The 14,985-nt window shown below is 69.1% G+C and carries 12 protein-coding genes; 3 read left to right on the top strand and 9 right to left on the bottom strand.

The window, feature by feature from the left end; translation table 11 throughout:
• Window position 1: 1 nt before the first annotated feature.
• Genes MOX01_RS09065 through ileS form a run of 3 tightly spaced genes read right to left on the bottom strand, consistent with a single transcriptional unit; the run spans window position 2 to window position 5,168 of the window.
• Window positions 2-433: a DUF4233 domain-containing protein gene (locus MOX01_RS09065; protein WP_230977913.1), complete on the bottom strand. Its 432-nt coding sequence runs from the start codon at window positions 431-433 to the stop codon at window positions 2-4.
• Window positions 430-1,782, bottom strand: a complete 1,353-nt coding sequence (locus MOX01_RS09060) for a bifunctional folylpolyglutamate synthase/dihydrofolate synthase (RefSeq protein ID WP_141369348.1) — start codon at window positions 1,780-1,782, stop codon at window positions 430-432. The genes MOX01_RS09065 and MOX01_RS09060 overlap by 4 nt, the downstream gene beginning before the upstream one ends.
• Window positions 1,779-5,168 carry an isoleucine--tRNA ligase gene (ileS, locus tag MOX01_RS09055; RefSeq protein WP_141369346.1) on the bottom strand — a complete coding sequence of 1,130 codons (3,390 nt, stop codon included), beginning with the start codon at window positions 5,166-5,168 and terminating at the stop codon, window positions 1,779-1,781. Before ileS ends, MOX01_RS09060 begins: the two co-directional genes overlap by 4 nt.
• A 310-nt stretch (window positions 5,169-5,478) precedes the next feature.
• Here ileS and MOX01_RS09045 point away from each other — a divergent pair, with 310 nt between their 5' ends.
• On the top strand, window positions 5,479-6,129 hold the full coding sequence (locus MOX01_RS09045) for a pentapeptide repeat-containing protein (protein ID WP_141369342.1): 651 nt from the start codon (window positions 5,479-5,481) through the stop codon (window positions 6,127-6,129).
• Here MOX01_RS09045 and MOX01_RS09040 read toward each other — a convergent pair.
• Genes MOX01_RS09040 through MOX01_RS09025 form a run of 4 tightly spaced genes read right to left on the bottom strand, consistent with a single transcriptional unit; the run spans window position 6,119 to window position 11,016 of the window.
• Window positions 6,119-7,627, bottom strand: coding sequence for an ATP-binding cassette domain-containing protein (locus MOX01_RS09040; RefSeq protein WP_141369340.1), 1,509 nt, complete (start codon window positions 7,625-7,627; stop codon window positions 6,119-6,121). The genes MOX01_RS09045 and MOX01_RS09040 overlap by 11 nt on opposite strands.
• Complete coding sequence (locus MOX01_RS09035; RefSeq protein WP_046749250.1) at window positions 7,624-8,436, bottom strand: ABC transporter permease; 813 nt, start codon at window positions 8,434-8,436, stop codon at window positions 7,624-7,626. The genes MOX01_RS09040 and MOX01_RS09035 overlap by 4 nt, the downstream gene beginning before the upstream one ends.
• Window positions 8,433-9,380 carry an ABC transporter permease gene (locus MOX01_RS09030; RefSeq protein ID WP_127012100.1) on the bottom strand — a complete coding sequence of 316 codons (948 nt, stop codon included), beginning with the start codon at window positions 9,378-9,380 and terminating at the stop codon, window positions 8,433-8,435. Before MOX01_RS09030 ends, MOX01_RS09035 begins: the two co-directional genes overlap by 4 nt.
• 25 nt (window positions 9,381-9,405) lie before the next feature.
• Window positions 9,406-11,016, bottom strand: a complete 1,611-nt coding sequence (locus tag MOX01_RS09025) for an ABC transporter substrate-binding protein (RefSeq protein ID WP_061016398.1) — start codon at window positions 11,014-11,016, stop codon at window positions 9,406-9,408.
• 170 nt (window positions 11,017-11,186) lie between these two features.
• Here MOX01_RS09025 and valS point away from each other — a divergent pair, with 170 nt between their 5' ends.
• Window positions 11,187-13,802, top strand: a complete 2,616-nt coding sequence (gene valS / locus MOX01_RS09020) for a valine--tRNA ligase (RefSeq protein WP_141369338.1) — start codon at window positions 11,187-11,189, stop codon at window positions 13,800-13,802.
• Entirely contained in the window at window positions 13,802-14,017 is a 216-nt protein-coding gene (locus MOX01_RS09015; RefSeq protein ID WP_046749254.1) for a hypothetical protein, read from the top strand. Before valS ends, MOX01_RS09015 begins: the two co-directional genes overlap by 1 nt.
• Before the next feature lie 82 nt (window positions 14,018-14,099).
• Here MOX01_RS09015 and MOX01_RS09010 read toward each other — a convergent pair whose 3' ends face one another.
• Together MOX01_RS09010 and MOX01_RS09005 are read right to left on the bottom strand one after the other, a co-directional pair.
• Window positions 14,100-14,318, bottom strand: a complete 219-nt coding sequence (locus tag MOX01_RS09010) for a hypothetical protein (RefSeq protein WP_058632262.1) — start codon at window positions 14,316-14,318, stop codon at window positions 14,100-14,102.
• Complete coding sequence (locus MOX01_RS09005) at window positions 14,315-14,932, bottom strand: ArsR/SmtB family transcription factor (protein WP_046749256.1); 618 nt, start codon at window positions 14,930-14,932, stop codon at window positions 14,315-14,317. Before MOX01_RS09005 ends, MOX01_RS09010 begins: the two co-directional genes overlap by 4 nt.
• Window positions 14,933-14,985 lie beyond the last annotated feature (53 nt).

The following is a 14,985-nucleotide window of genomic DNA, read 5'->3' as shown; positions in this document are numbered from 1 at the left end:
GTCATTCACTCTCTGTGTCTGAGATCTGCGTGGTCTGAGTCTCGGTCGAGGGCTCGACGGGGCGTCGTGCGTCCAGTCGGGCCCCTCCGATGGTCGCATACGCCCACATCCCGCCGAAAATCAGGACGACGAGCAGGATGGAGGGGACGAAGAACGCCGACAGCGCGACGAGGGCCTGGACGACCCACCCGGCGGTGAGTGCCCAGGGCTTCGCGATCATCCCCGCGATCACGATGCACGCGAGGGCGAGCACCGCCCCGGCGACGATCGCCCACCACTGCTCGACGCCATCGGGGAGCTGACGCAAGCCGAAGATCGTGAGTCCGACGAGGAAGACCACGATCGCCTCGAACCCCAGCACGACGGGTGCGAGCTTCTGCACGAGGGTGCGCGGCGGGCGCGGACGACGCGCTGGTGCGGCATCGGCGCTCATGCGCGCCACCCCGCCTTCCAGTCCTCGTCCTGCGACAGCGCGATCGCCTCTCCGGCGAGCACCACCGAGCCCGCGATGATCACCGCGCGGCGGTCGGAGGAGGCGGCCCACTCGCGCGCGGCGTCGGCGGCGTCGGCGAGAGAGTGGTGCACGGTCGCCCGCTGGCCGCTCTGCTCCACGAGATCGGCGATCGCATCAGCATCGCTCGCTCGATCCGAATCCGGAGCGGTGGCGAAGACGTGTGCAGCCCTCGGGGCCAGCTCGGCGACGATGCCCGCGGCATCCTTGTCGGCGAGCACACCGAGCACCAGACCCCACTCGTCGAAGTCGAAGCTGTCGTCCAGTGCCTGCGCGAGCGCCTTGGCGCCGTGCGGGTTGTGCGCCGCGTCGACGATCACGGTCGGCGCGATGCCGAGCAGCTGCAGTCGGCCGGGAGAAGTGCTCTCCTGCAGGCCCGCGGTGACGATGTCGGCCGCGATGCGCTGCGTGGCGCCCCCGATCAGCGACTCCACCGCGGCGACAGCGAGGGCGGCGTTGTGCCCCTGATGCGCCCCGTACAGCGGGAGGTACTCCTCGGTGTAGTCCCCCGCCAGGCCACGGATCGTGAGCAGTTGCCCACCGACCGCGAGTTTCTGCTCGGCGAGACCGAACTCCTCGCCCTCGAAGGCGATGGTGGCGTTGCGCTCCGCAGCCACCCGGCGCAGCACCTCGGCGGCCTCCGCGGGCTGCTGAGCGGACACCACGGCGGCGCCCTCCTTGATGATGCCCGCCTTGACCTCGGCGATCTCGGCGATCGTGCTGCCGAGGCGGTCGGCGTGGTCGATGTCGATCGGCGCGAACACCGCGACGTCGCCGTCGGCCGTGTTGGTGGAGTCCCATTCGCCGCCCATGCCCACCTCGAGCACGAGCACATCGATCGGAGCGTCGGCGACCGCGACGAATGCCAGCACGGTCAGCAGTTCGAAGAAGGTCAACGGAGCGTCACCGGCTGCCTCGAGCTCGGCGTCGACGATGTCCACGAACGGCTCGATCTCGTCCCACGCGTCCGCGACGGCCTCGTCGGCGATGGGCTCGCCGTCGATCATTATGCGCTCGGTGAAGCGCTCCAGGTGTGGACTCGTGAACAGCCCGGTACGCAGATCGTGCGCACGCAGAAGGCTCTCGATCATCCGGGCCGTCGACGTCTTGCCGTTGGTGCCCGTGATGTGCACGACGCGGTAGGTGCGCTGCGGGTCGTCGAGGAAGGCCAGGATCCGGGCGGTGCGCTCCTTGCGCGGCTGCACCCAGCGCTCTCCCGCTCGGCTCAGCAGCGCCTCGTAGACGGCATCCGCCCTGTCAGCAGCACTCATGCTCCCGCTCCCCTCCTGGTCACGTCGATCGTGAAGTCGCCGATGTTCGCATACGTCCCGGCGGAGATCACAGCGGAGAACTCCGGCGTCGCGCTTCCTGCACCGGCGAGGACCGCACCGTGACCGAAGATCGAGTCGCCCTGCGCGTCGATCACGAAGTACTCCTCGGCGAGGGTCTCCGCAGCGATGCCTGCCAGCTCGAACGCCGAGACCACGGCCGCGGTGTCCGCATCGTCCTGGAATCGGAGCACCAGCCGGATGCGGTCGCTCACGTCGAAGTCGGCGTTCTTGCGCGTCTCCTGCACGGCGCGGATCACATCTCGGGCGAGCCCCTCCGCCTCGAGCTCGGGGGTCGTCCTGGTGTCCAGCAGCACGAAACCCCCGCTCGGCACGATGGCCAGAGCCTCCCCCTCCGGACGGCCGGTCGTCTCGAGCACGAGCTCGTACTCCGACGGCTCCAGCGCGATGCCGCCGGCTGTGATGACACCGGCCTCCTCGCTCCAGTCGCCAGAGCGTGCGGCCTGGATCGCCTTCTGCACGTCCTTGCCCAGACGCGGACCCGCCGCGCGGGCGTTGACGCTGAGGCGGTGCGCGATGCCGTACTCCGCTGCGGTGTCATCGGCGAGCGCGACGAGTTCGACCGACTTCACGTTGAGCTCCTCGCGGAGGATGTCCTCGAACTGCCCGAGCGACGCCGCGAGAGGCGAGACCACGGTGAAGCGGGCGAGCGGAAGACGCACACGCAGCTTCTCCTTCTTCCGCAGTGCGTTGCCCACGCTCGACAGCTCGCGCACGGCGTCCATGGCGTCGCGGATCTCGTCCGCTGCGGGGAACTGCGCCTCGTCCGGCCAGTCGGTCAGGTGCACGCTGCGCCCACCGGTCAGGCCCTGCCACACGCGCTCGCTGATGAGGGGCACGAGAGGCGCTGCGACGCGGGTGAGCGTCTCGAGCACGGTGTAGAGGGTGTCGAACGCCTCACGGCTCTTCGGGTCTTCCGTCACGCCTGTCCAGAAGCGATCGCGCGAACGTCGGATGTACCAGTTCGTCAGCACCTCGGCGAAGTCACGCAACCGCGCGGACGCCGTCGTGGAGTCGAGACCCTCCAGGTCGGCACGCACCTCGCGGACGAGGTCGCCCAGACGAGCGAGGATGTAGCGATCGAGCACATCAGTGGAATCGGTGCTCCACTGCGCCTCGTAGCCGGCGGCGCCCGATGCGTTCGCGTAGGTGGCGAAGAAGTACCACGAGTTCCACAGTGGCAGCAGGAACTCGCGGACGCCGGAGCGGATGCCCTCCTCGGTGACCGCGAGGTTTCCACCACGCAGCACCGAGCTCGACATCAGGAACCAGCGCATCGCATCGGAACCGTCGCGGTCGAGCACCTCGGACACGTCGGGGTAGTTCCGCAGCGACTTCGACATCTTGTAGCCGTCGCTGCCGAGGACGATGCCGTGGCAGCTGACGCCCGTGAACGCCGGGCGGTCGAAGAGCGCGGTCGAGAGCACGTGCATCACGTAGAACCAGCCGCGGGTCTGTCCGATGTACTCGACGATGAAGTCCGCCGGGGAGTGCGAGTCGAACCACTCCTGGTTCTCGAAGGGATAGTGCACCTGGGCGTAGGGCATCGAACCGGAGTCGAACCACACGTCGAAGACGTCTTCGATGCGGCGCATCGTGCTCTTGCCGGTGGGATCGTCCGGGTTCGGACGCGTCAAGTCGTCGATGTACGGGCGGTGCAGGTCGATCTCGCCCTCAGGGTTGCGCGGAAGCGTGCCGAAGTCGCGCTCGAGGTCCTCCAGCGAGCCGTAGGTGTCGACGCGCGGGTACTCGGGGTCGTCGCTCTTCCAGACCGGGATCGGCGATCCCCAGTAGCGGTTGCGGCTGATCGACCAGTCGCGCGCGCCCTCGAGCCACTTGCCGAACTGTCCGTGCTTGACGTTCTCCGGCACCCAGGTGATCTGCTCGTTGTTGGCGAGCATGTCGTCCTTGATGTCCGTGACGCGGATGAACCAGCTCGACACCGCCTTGTAGATCAGCGGGTTCCGGCAGCGCCAGCAGTGCGGGTACGAGTGCTCGTAGCTCTGCAGGCGGATCAGACGGCCGTTCTCGCGGATCAGCCGCACGAGGGGCGTGTTCGCGTCCATCCACAGCTGGCCGGCGACATCGGTGACGTTCGGGAGGAAGCGTCCGCCGTCGTCGAGCGACAGGATCGTCGGGATCCCCGCAGCACCGGCGACCCGCTGGTCGTCCTCACCGTAGGCCGGAGCCTGGTGGACGATGCCGGTTCCATCGCTGACGGTGACGTAGTCGTCCACCAGGATGCGCCAGGCGTTCTCGGTGCCGTAGGTCTCGGTGTCGGCGTAGTAGTCGAACAGGCGGTCGTAGGTCACATCCTGCAGCTCGGCACCGCGGACCGTCGCGTCGACGGCGGCGAGCGCGTCATCGGCGCTCTCGTACCCGAGGTCCTTCGCGTATCCGCCGACGAGCTGACGGGCGAGCAGGTATCGGTGCGCCGAGGCCTCGATCGCGGCATCCGTCGTCCCTGCGGCCTGGTGCACGTCCGCTGCGCCGTTCGGGCCTGCCGGCAGTACCACGTACTCGATGTCCGGCCCCACGGCGAGCGCGAGGTTGGTCGGGAGCGTCCAGGGGGTGGTCGTCCAGGCGAGGGCGCGCACGCCGGTGAGCCCGAGCGCCTCGGCCTTGGCTCCGGTCAGCGGGAAGGTCACCGTCACGGAGGGGTCCTGACGCATCTGGTACACGTCGTCGTCCATACGCAGCTCGTGGGCGCTGAGCGGGGTCTCGTCACGCCAGCAGTACGGGAGCACCCGGTATCCCTCATAGGCGAGGCCCTTGTCGTACAGCGTCTTGAACGCCCAGAGCACGCTCTCCATGTAGCCCAGGTCGAGCGTCTTGTAGCCACGGTCGAAGTCGACCCAACGCGCCTGACGGGTGACGTAGTCCTGCCACTCGTGCGTGTAGGCCAGGACCGAGCTCTTCGCCTTCGCGTTGAAGACGTCGATGCCCATCTCCTCGATCTCGGCCTTCTCGGTGATGCCGAGCTGCTTCATCGCCTCGAGCTCGGCGGGAAGTCCGTGCGTGTCCCAGCCGAAGACGCGATCGACCTTGTGGCCGGTCATCGTCTGGAAGCGCGGGAACACGTCCTTCGCGTACCCCGTGAGCAGGTGGCCGTAGTGCGGAAGGCCGTTCGCGAAGGGCGGGCCGTCGTAGAACACCCACTCCGGCGACCCCTCGCGCTGCGCGATCGACGCGCGGAAGGTGTCATCCGCCTCCCAGAACGCGAGCACCTCCTCCTCGATCTGCGGGAAGCGAGGGCTGGGCGCGACGGAGTCGGCGGCGGGGCCGAAGGCGGAACGGGGGTAGGTCATCGTGGCTCGCAGTGGTCGTCGTGGCGGATGCTCATGCGAGGACGACCCTCACGGACCGCGGTACCACCTCGCGTGCCGCGCCCTGCGGCGCGACCACTCTCACTGCGGCTGTGACGGGCCTGCCCCGCTCGGTTCTACTGAGCGCGGCCCGAAGGTCACGCCGTTCTTCCGAGAGCTCCCCGGTGATGGCCGGATCGATGCTCGTCCCACCAGTGTACGCGTGCCCACTGCTCCCCGGCGCATGGTCCTTCCCGAATGGCGACCGCGCACGACCGCGCACGATGTCGTCGGCCCGCCCTACGCTCGGAACATGGCCCGCACCTCCGACTCCCCCGCGTCTCCCCGCGTCACGGCGCCCGATCTGCCGCCGGTGCTCGAACCGGCTCGGGCTGCCCGCAGTGCCGACCTCGTCGCCGCTCGACTCGATCTGGCCGGTACCGTCGACCTCGCCTATTCGACGGTCGAGCAGTGCGTCGTGAGCGCAGACGCCGATGCCGTCGACCTCACCGGGGCATCGGTCGTCGACGTCGACATGTCGGGGGTGCGCATCGCCTCGCTGCGCATGCGCGACGCGGGTGTGCGGCGAGTGCGGATCAACGGCGGCCGCATCGGGACCCTCGACCTCAGTGAGGCGCATGTCTCGGAGTTCGACCTGCGCGATGTGCGCATCGACTACCTCAACCTCGGTGCGGCGAAGGTCACCGATCTCGAGATCACAGGGTGCGCCATCCGCACGATCGACATGCCGCGGGCCGAGCTCACGCGAGTGCGCTTCACGTCCACATCGAGTGACGAGGTGGACTCGCGGGGCATGCGGGCGAAAGACCTCGATCTGCGCGGGCTCGACGCTCTCGGCTACCTCGACGCCAACAGCCTGCGCGGTGCCACGCTCACCTCGTTCCAGGTGCAGCAACTGGCACCCGTGCTCGCCGCAGGAATCGGCATCCTCGTCAAGGACTGACGGCGCCGCTCGCGTCGATCAGCTCTCTCGTGAACGGGTGCTGCGGTGCCGCGAACACCTCCGACGTCGGCCCCTGCTCCACGATCCGGCCGTCCTGCATCACCAGCACGTCATCCGCGACCGATCCCACGACATCCAGATCATGGGAGACGAGGATCATCGTCAGCCGGCGTTCGCGCTGCAGCCCGTCGAGCAGACGCAGCACCCGCTCCCGCACCGAGGGGTCGAGCGCGGAGACGGGTTCGTCGAGCACCAGCACGTCAGGATCTGCGGCGAGGGCACGGGCGATGGCCGCCCGCTGCCTCTGTCCGCCGGAAAGGGCACTCGGACGTCTGCCTGCCAGTGCGGGAGCCAGGCCGACCTCGGCGAGAAGTTCGACCACCCGAGCAGGGCGCGCGGTGCGGGGCACACCACCGGCCTCCAGCGCTTCCCGCAGCGATCGACCGATCGTCCAGCGCGGGTCGAAGGCGCCGAGCGGATTCTGATGCACCAACTGCACCCGTCGCGGTGCGTTCCACTCCACGGCGCCGCTGTCCGGGGCGTCGACGCCGACGATCATGCGGGCGAGAGTGGTCTTGCCCGACCCCGACTCCCCCACGATGCCGAGCGTCCGCCCATCCCTCACGACGAACGAGGCATCGACGACCGCTGGCACGGTGCCGAAGCTCCGTGACACGCCGTCGACTCTCAGCACCGATGCGGAATCCGTCGGCGTAGCGGTTCGGGGTTCGTGGATCGTCGCGGCGATGAGCTGCTTCGTATACTCGTGTCGAGGGTTCTCGAGCACCTCGGCCACCGGACCGGACTCCACGACCACGCCGCTCCGCATCACCAGGACACGATCGGCGATCCTCCGGACCGCTGCGAAGTCGTGGCTGATGAACACGAGGGCCGTCCCCGCGTCCGCGATCTCACGCAGCAGTCCGAGGATCCGCGCCTGCACGGTGGCGTCGAGCGCGGTGGTCGGCTCGTCCGCCACGAGGACGGCCGGGTTCGCGGCGAGTGCGGACGCGATGAGCGCACGCTGCCGCAGACCTCCGGAGAGTTCGTGCGGGTGCTGTCGCGCGCGGCGCTCCGGTTCGGGCATCCACACGCGCTCCAGCAGCTCCCGCACACGTGTCGCTCGCGGCGCCCGCCCCCGGACGACCCTGTGGAGGAGGAGCGGCTCGGCGATCTCCGCCTCGATGCGCCGCAGGGGATCGAGGGAGACCAGCGCGTCCTGGGAGATGAGCGCGATTCCCGATCCGCGCACGCCCCTCCACGCCCGATCGGAGAGACCGGCGGCATCCCTCCCGTCCACCACGAGCCCGTCCAGGGTGACGTCAGCGGCTGCGGGAGTCAGCCCCAGCAGGGCACGCGCCGTGAGGGACTTGCCGGCGCCGGACTCCCCCACGATCGCGACGCACTCACCGCGGTCGACGGCGAAGGACACGTCATCCACGACCTGCTTCCCGTCGAACGAGATGCGGAGTCCTCGAACCTGCAGTGCAGCGTTCATCCTGTCCTCCCGTCTGCGCGAGCCCGAAGGATTCGCCCGATGACGGTGGCCGAGACCACGGTCAGCGTGATCGCGACGCCGGGGAAGAGGGAGATCCACCAGGCCTGGCCCAGCACATTGCGGCCCCCGGCGAGCATCAATCCCCACTCGGGCGTCGGCTCTGAGGGACCCAAGCCCAGGAAGCTGAGTCCCGCGGCCGCGAGGATGCTCGAGCCGATGCCGATGGTGGCGAGCACGCTCAGCGCACCGAGCACGCCCGGCAGCACGTGCCTGCGGAAAGCGCGCCAGCGCGGGACGCCGAGGATGCGCGCGGCTTCGACGTGCTCGGTGACGCGGAGCGTCTGGGTCTGCACGCGCGCCAACCGGATGTACACCGGCAGGGCGGCCAGGGTCACCGCGATCGCGATGTTCACGGGTCCCGGTCCCAGCACGGCGACGACGACCAGCGCGACCAGGAACTCGGGGAACGCCATCAGCACGTCGTTCACCCGCATCACGGTGGTGTCGACGCCCCGCGGTGCGACCCCGGCGAGCGCGCCGATCATGAGCCCGAGGACCAGAGCCACCCCGGTGGCGAAGAGCCCGATGCCCAGCGATCTCCCCGCGCCGTGGACCACCCGCGAGTAGACGTCGCGCCCGCTCTGATCGGTGCCGAAGAAGTGCTCCGCGCCGGGCGGCAGCAGGGCGGAGCGGACATCGGTCTGCAGTGGATCGTGCGTGGCGAGGACCCCGGGCCAGAGCGCCGCGAACACGATCACGGCGCTCACCACGATGGCCGACCAGAGGAGCACAGTCTGCGCGCGCCTCATCGGGTGCTCCGGTCACGTGCTGCCCTGATACGCGGGTCGATCAGGGGGTGCACGATCTCGACCAGCAGGTTCACGGTGACGAACACCACGGCGCTCAGGAGGATGATCCCCGTGATGACCGGAAGATCGCGGTCGCTGATCGCCGCGAGCGTCACGCGTCCGAGACCGGGTCGGGCGAACACGGTCTCGACCAGCACCGCTCCGCCGAGGACGGAGCCGGTCAGATAGGCGGCGAGCGTGACGGCGGAGGCTGCGCCGTGACGCAGTCCGTGCCGGAGCGTGAACCACGAAGGACTCGCCCCACGCGCGCGCACCGTCTCAGCGAACGGCATGCGCTCGGCTTGCACGAGGCCGTCCCGAAGCACCTGACTGAGCAGCGCGGCCACCGGCAGCGCGAGCGTCACCGCCGGGAGGACGATCGTGGCGGGGTTGCGGGCTCCGGAGACCGGAAACCACCCCAGTCCGAAGGCGAAGACGCTGAGGAGGACCAGTCCGATCCAGAACACCGGAGACGAGAGCACCACCAGCTCCACCGCCGCGGCGGCCGTGCGTCCTGCATCGCCGCGTACGAGGACGGCGACCCCGACGGCGAGCACGACGGCGATCACCAGTGCGAGCGCGGAGAGCTGTACCGTCGCTCCCAGCTGGCGTCCGATCACCTCTGTGACCGGCATCCGCAGCTGGTACGACTCCCCCAGGTCCCCGCGGGCCAGCTGGCCGATGAAACCGAGGTACTGCTCCCACGGCGGCCGGTCCAGTCCCAGGTCGGCGCGGATGCCGTCCTTGACCGCCTCACTCACCTGTGCCTGAGGTCCCAGCATCACCGACACGGGATCTCCGGGGATCACTCGGAACGCGAGGAATGCGACGGTGGCGGCGCCCCACAGGACGATGACGACGGAGGCGATCAGGCCGGCGATGCGGACGAGAGCAGCCTTCACCACCCGTGCCCTCCGCTCAGCCGGCGGTTCAGCCGACGGTCACATCGTAGAACAGCGGACGGCCGTACAGGTCGTACTCGACGCCCTCGACGCGGTCGCCGACGGCCGTGATCGCCGACGGGCTGTACAGCGGCACGATGGCGGTGTGCGTGGCGTTCCACTCCTGCAGCTGGGTGTAAAGCCCGTTCCGCGTGTCCTGATCGCTCGTCGCGACGGCCTGTTCCAGCAGCGCATCGATCTCGGGGTCGCTGACCTGTGAGGCGTTCTGGAACCCGTCGGTGTGCAGGTGACTGCGCAGCAGGTCGGGGTCGACACCGGAGAAGCCCCAGTCGGTCAGGTCGAACGTCTTCGGCTCGTACTGCTCGTTGTAGGCGCCCGGTTCGAGCACCTCGCGCTCGACCTCGAAGCCGATCCCCTTGAGGTCGGACTGGATCGCGTTGGCCAGCGCGGCACGGTCGTCGGGAACCGGAGTCCAGGCGATCCAGCGCACCGAGAGGCGCTTGCCGTCCTTCATGCGGATCCCGTCGGTGTCGCGGGCCGTCCAGCCGGCCTCGTCGAGGAGCGTGTTCGCCTCATCCTGGTCGAACGGCCAGCTGCCCTCGAGGGACGCGTCGTAGCCCGGAGTCGTCGACCCGAGGATGCTCCACGCCCGCGGGAACTGCCCGAAGTAGATCTCCTCCACCGCGGCGTCGATGTCGATGCCACGGGCGAACGCCTGACGCACCTTCTCGTCGGCGAAGACTCCGTACTTCTCGTTCAGATACAGCGAGTACGGCAGACCCGGGTACTCGATGGAGTCGACCGTGATGCCGTCGCCGAGGTCCTTCGCGAGGTTCGGCGGGATGTTGCTGGCCAGGTCGGCTTCACCGCTTTCGACGACGCCCGCGCGCACAGACGCCTCCGGCTGGATCTCGACGCGCAGGGTCTCGAACTTCGGAGCCTCAGCGTCGTGCGGGCCCCAGGCGTAGTCGTCGTTGCGGGTGTAGACGATCTCCTGGTCGGGTGTGTACTCGGTGAGCTCGAACGGGCCGGTGCCGACGGTGATCCCGGGGCCGCCCGCTTTGAGCTTGTCGGCCGACTTCTCCAGCACGGCAGGCGAGTAGAAGCCGAGCTGCGGCGTGCTCGCCGCCTGCAGGAACGGCGCGTAGGGCTGCGTGAAGGTCACCTTGACGGTGTGATCGTCGACGACCTCGGTGCCGTCGTAGAAATCGGCGCCGAGCATGCTGGCTGCCTGGGCCGACGCGGTCTCGGGGTCGACGATGCGGTCGAAGTTCGCCTTGACGGCGGCAGCGTCGAACTTCTCGCCGTCGGTGAAGGTCACGTCGTCGCGGAGCGTGAAGGTGTACTCCGTGCTGTCCGGTGAGACGTCCCAGCTCTTCGCGAGCCACGGGCTGAACGATCCGTCGTCCTCCTGGAAGACCAGGGAGTCGAGCACCGCCCGCTGCACCATGCCGGAGACATCGAGCTGGCTGACCTGCGGATCCATGTGCCCTGCGGACAGATTCGCGCCCTCGATCGACCACACGAGCTCCCCGCCCTCCCCATCGGCGCCGGGCGCAGCACACGCACTGAGTACCAGCGCAGCGGCAGCGGTGAGCGCCGCGAAGGGCAGGAGACGGCGCACAGATCTTGCGGGCATGACGGTTCCTCTGGACGAGCGGGTCGGGGTCCCTCCATCCTACGGCTGATTCTTGGACGGGGTCGATCTGCGCCGGCGACCCGTCACCGTGACGCTCGGTAGACTGTTCGGCACACCCCACACTCAGGCACGCTCACACAGTGCCGCATACATCGCTCGAGGAGACCTCCATGCCTGCTTCCGAAACGGCGCAGAACCCCATTCCCGACAAGCCAGCACTCGAAGGTCTCGAAGCGAAGTGGGACGCCGCCTGGGCTGAGCAGGGCACGTACCTGTTCGACCGTCTGCGCGCCACCGAGCTCGGCCGTGAGGGCGTCTACTCGATCGACACCCCGCCGCCGACCGCCTCCGGCAGCCTCCACATCGGCCACGTGTTCTCCTACACGCACACCGACGTCAAGGCGCGGTACGAGCGCATGCGCGGCAAGACCGTGTTCTACCCGATGGGCTGGGATGACAACGGCCTGCCCACCGAGCGCCGCGTGCAGAACTACTACGGCGTGCGCTGCGACCCGTCTCTCCCCTACGACGCCGGCTTCACCCCTCCCTTCGAGGGCGGCGACAACAAGTCGAGCCGGGCTGCCGACCAGCGGCCGATCAGCCGCCGCAACTTCATCGAGCTGTGCGAGCGCCTCACGATCGAGGACGAGAAGCAGTTCGAGGCCCTGTTCCGTCAGCTCGGGTTGAGCGTCGATTGGACGCAGACCTACCGCACCATCTCCGACGACACGATCCGGCAGAGCCAGCTCGCGTTCCTCCGCAACATCGAGCGCGGCGAGGCATACCAGGCCCTCGCGCCGACGCTGTGGGACATCGACTTCCGCTCCGCGATCGCGCAGGCCGAGCTCGAGGACCGCGACCAGCAGGCCGCGTACCACACGATCGAGTTCCCCTTCGCTGACGGCTCCGGCTCCATCGCGATCGACACCACGCGCCCGGAGCTCCTCCCGGCGTGCATCGCGATCGTGACCCACCCCGAGGGGCCGCACAAGCACCTCATCGGCACCAAGGTGCGCACGCCGTACTTCGGCGCCGAGATCGAGATCCACGGCCACCACCTCGCCCAGCCCGAGAAGGGCACCGGTGCGGCGATGGTCTGCACCTTCGGCGATGTGACCGACATCATCTGGTGGCGCGAGCTGCGCACCACCGCCGGCGAGTCCCTGCCGAACATGACGGCGATCGGTCTCGACGGCCGCTTCCTCGCCGAGGCGCCGTCGATCGTCACAGACCCCGACGCGCGTTCCTGGTACGTGGAGAACGTGGCGGGCAAGACCGTCTTCAGCGCCCGCAAGGCGATCGTGGAGAAGCTGCAGGAGACCGGCGACATGACCGCCGTCGGCAAGCCCTTCCAGCACGCCGTGAAGTTCTTCGAGAAGGGCGACCGCCCGCTCGAGATCGTCTCGACCCGGCAGTGGTACATCCGCAACGGCGCCCGCGACGGCGAGCTGCGCGACCAGCTCCTCGCGCACGGAACCGAGCTGGCGTGGCACCCCGACTTCATGCGGGTCCGCTACGAGAACTGGGTCGGCGGCCTCACCGGCGACTGGCTCGTGTCCCGGCAGCGGTTCTTCGGCGTGCCGATCCCGCTCTGGTACGCGTTGGACGAGAACGGCGAGCGCGACTACGACCGGGTGCTCACCCCGGATGCGGCCGCGCTGCCCATCGACCCGACCACGGATGTCCCGGCGGGCTACACCGAGCAGCAGCGCGGGGTGCCGGGCGGGTTCGATGCCGAGGCCGACATCCTCGACACCTGGGCGACGTCCTCCCTGACCCCGCAGCTCGCGGGCGGCTGGCAGCGCGACGAGGAGCTGTGGCAGCTCACTGCTCCGTTCGATCTGCGCCCGCAGGGACAGGACATCATCCGCACCTGGCTCTTCTCGACCATGCTGCGCTCCACGCTCGAAGACGGCCGCACCCCATGGAAGAACGCCGCCATCTCCGGCTTCATCGTCGACCCCGACCGCAAGAAGATGTCGAAGTCGAAGGGCAACGTCGTCACCCCGGCCGACGTGCTCGACACCCACGGCTCTGACGCGGTGCGGTACTGGGCGGCCTCGAGCCGACTCGGCATGGACGCGGCCTTCGACCCGCAGAACCCGACCCAGGTGAAGATCGGCAGGCGTCTCGCCATCAAGGTGCTCAACGCCGCGAAGTTCGTGCTGTCGTTCCCGGTGCCCGCGGGCGCGCAGGTGACGCACGCGCTCGACGCCTCGATGCTCACGGCGCTCGACGGGGTGGTGGCCGAGGCGACCGCCGCCTTCGACCGGTACGACGCGGCCAGGGCGCTGGAGTTGACCGAGGCGTTCTTCTGGACGTTCTGCGACGACTACCTGGAGCTCGTGAAGGAGCGCGCCTACAACCAGAACGACGTGGGCCAGGCCTCGGCCGCCCTCGCGCTGCGTCTGGCGCTGTCCACGCTTCTCCGCCTGCTCGCGCCGGTGCTCTCCTTCGCCACGGAGGAGGCCTGGTCGTGGTTCGAGGCGGGCTCCGTGCACACCGCAGCGTGGCCCGAGAAGCTCGGCATCGAGGGCGACCCGGCCGTGCTGGCCGCCGCGAGCGAGGCGCTCATCGGCATCCGGCGCGCGAAGACCGAGGCGAAGGCGTCGCAGAAGACCCCGGTCTCCCGTGCCGCCATCGCCGCTCCCGCAGCGAAGGTCGAGGCCCTGCGCGCCGCGGCGGACGACCTCCGCGCGGTCGGCCGCATCGCCGAGCTCGAGATCACCGAGGCGGAGGAGTTCGCGGTCACCGCGATCGAGCTCGCCCCGGTCGAGGCCTCCTGATGCAGCTCGGCACGCGCTGGGCCGCGGGTGCACAGCCGCCCGCCTCCGTCCCCGAAGCGCTGCGTCCCGCCATCGCCGAGGTCGAGTCCCAGGGCCTCACCGGCCACTGGACCCTCACCTGGCTGGAAGGGCGTGCGATCGCCGAGCTCGACGCCGGCTGGGAGGTCCTCCAGACCGCGTCCGGTGAGGTCGTCGCCCGCCCGTTCGCCGACTGAACCGCACCCGCCATCGGGACGAGACCCTCTGATACCCGTGCGGATATCAGGGGGTCTCGTCGCGCGGCCCCGGGCCATGGCGTCAGCGGCGGGTCACTCCCCGTTGCGCGAGGGCATGGTCGACGGCACGGGGGTCCTGCCGGCGGGTCTGTTGTTCGCGCAGCAGATCGAGCGAGAGCTCACGCCGCTCCGCGCGATGTGAGATCCGATTCTCGACGTACGCCGTCAGCCGATCGGCCAGTCGGAGCAGCCGACGCTCGGTTCGCGTCGGTGCGACGAGATGGAGAGTTGCCGCGGTCATGATGCCTCCTCGTTGTCGACGGCGGGCGAGGTCGTGCGCGGGGTCGGCAGATCGAAGAGCTCGGCGCGGAGCGAAACCCGCCGCACGTCCGGCCCCTCCTGGCCCCGGTACCGCTCGATGGCGCTCTCGACGATGGCTTCGAGTTCCTCGCGGAGCGACATCGCCTGCTCCGGTGTCATGTCGAGGTGCGTGGTGATCGTGATCCCGACGTCTCGCCACGCTTCGGGGACCTCGGCCTGCGGTCGGTTCAGGTAGCTCATGAGGGTCTCGTGGCGGACGCGGAAGAACTCCGAGGTGACGATCTGCGCCGCGGCGCGGTTCGCCGGCGAGGTCATCTCATCGGGGCCGGGCACGTCGATGCGCCCCTTGGGCCGTTCCCACCATCGCTCCCTCGCCGTGCCTCGCCCCTCCACCTCTCGGATCAGGTCGTGAGCTGCAAGCGCACGCAGGTGATAGCTGGTGGATCCCGATGTCTCTCCCACGAGGGCCGCAAGGGAGCTGGCGGTCTGCGGACCTCGCGCCGCGAGGATGTCGAAGATCTTGACCCGCAGTGGGTGTGCCAGCGCCTTGAGCGCGCTGGCGTCGAGCGTCCTGACCTGCGTCTCGTTCGTCATGAATGCAAAGATACCCTTGCAAAGAGTTCTTTGCAAGCTTTTCTTTGCATGTG

The sequence above is a fragment of the Microbacterium oxydans genome (assembly GCF_006540085.1).
Classification (GTDB): domain Bacteria; phylum Actinomycetota; class Actinomycetes; order Actinomycetales; family Microbacteriaceae; genus Microbacterium; species Microbacterium oxydans.
Note: the sequence above shows the minus strand (reverse complement) of the source record. Positions and strands in the feature narration are given on the sequence as shown.

Excerpts from the sequence above, each read along its gene's own strand:
- MOX01_RS09065 (WP_230977913.1), bottom strand. The coding sequence starts at position 433 with ATGAGCGCCGATGCCGCACCAGCGCGTCGTCCGCGCCCGCCGCGCACC.
- MOX01_RS09060 (WP_141369348.1), bottom strand. The coding sequence starts at position 1,782 with ATGAGTGCTGCTGACAGGGCGGATGCCGTCTACGAGGCGCTGCTGAGC.
- ileS (WP_141369346.1), bottom strand. The coding sequence starts at position 5,168 with ATGACCTACCCCCGTTCCGCCTTCGGCCCCGCCGCCGACTCCGTCGCG.
- MOX01_RS09045 (WP_141369342.1), top strand. The coding sequence starts at position 5,479 with ATGGCCCGCACCTCCGACTCCCCCGCGTCTCCCCGCGTCACGGCGCCC.
- MOX01_RS09040 (WP_141369340.1), bottom strand. The coding sequence starts at position 7,627 with ATGAACGCTGCACTGCAGGTTCGAGGACTCCGCATCTCGTTCGACGGG.
- MOX01_RS09035 (WP_046749250.1), bottom strand. The coding sequence starts at position 8,436 with ATGAGGCGCGCGCAGACTGTGCTCCTCTGGTCGGCCATCGTGGTGAGC.
- MOX01_RS09025 (WP_061016398.1), bottom strand. The coding sequence starts at position 11,016 with ATGCCCGCAAGATCTGTGCGCCGTCTCCTGCCCTTCGCGGCGCTCACC.
- valS (WP_141369338.1), top strand. The coding sequence starts at position 11,187 with ATGCCTGCTTCCGAAACGGCGCAGAACCCCATTCCCGACAAGCCAGCA.
- MOX01_RS09015 (WP_046749254.1), top strand. The coding sequence starts at position 13,802 with ATGCAGCTCGGCACGCGCTGGGCCGCGGGTGCACAGCCGCCCGCCTCC.
- MOX01_RS09010 (WP_058632262.1), bottom strand. The coding sequence starts at position 14,318 with ATGACCGCGGCAACTCTCCATCTCGTCGCACCGACGCGAACCGAGCGT.
- MOX01_RS09005 (WP_046749256.1), bottom strand. The coding sequence starts at position 14,932 with ATGACGAACGAGACGCAGGTCAGGACGCTCGACGCCAGCGCGCTCAAG.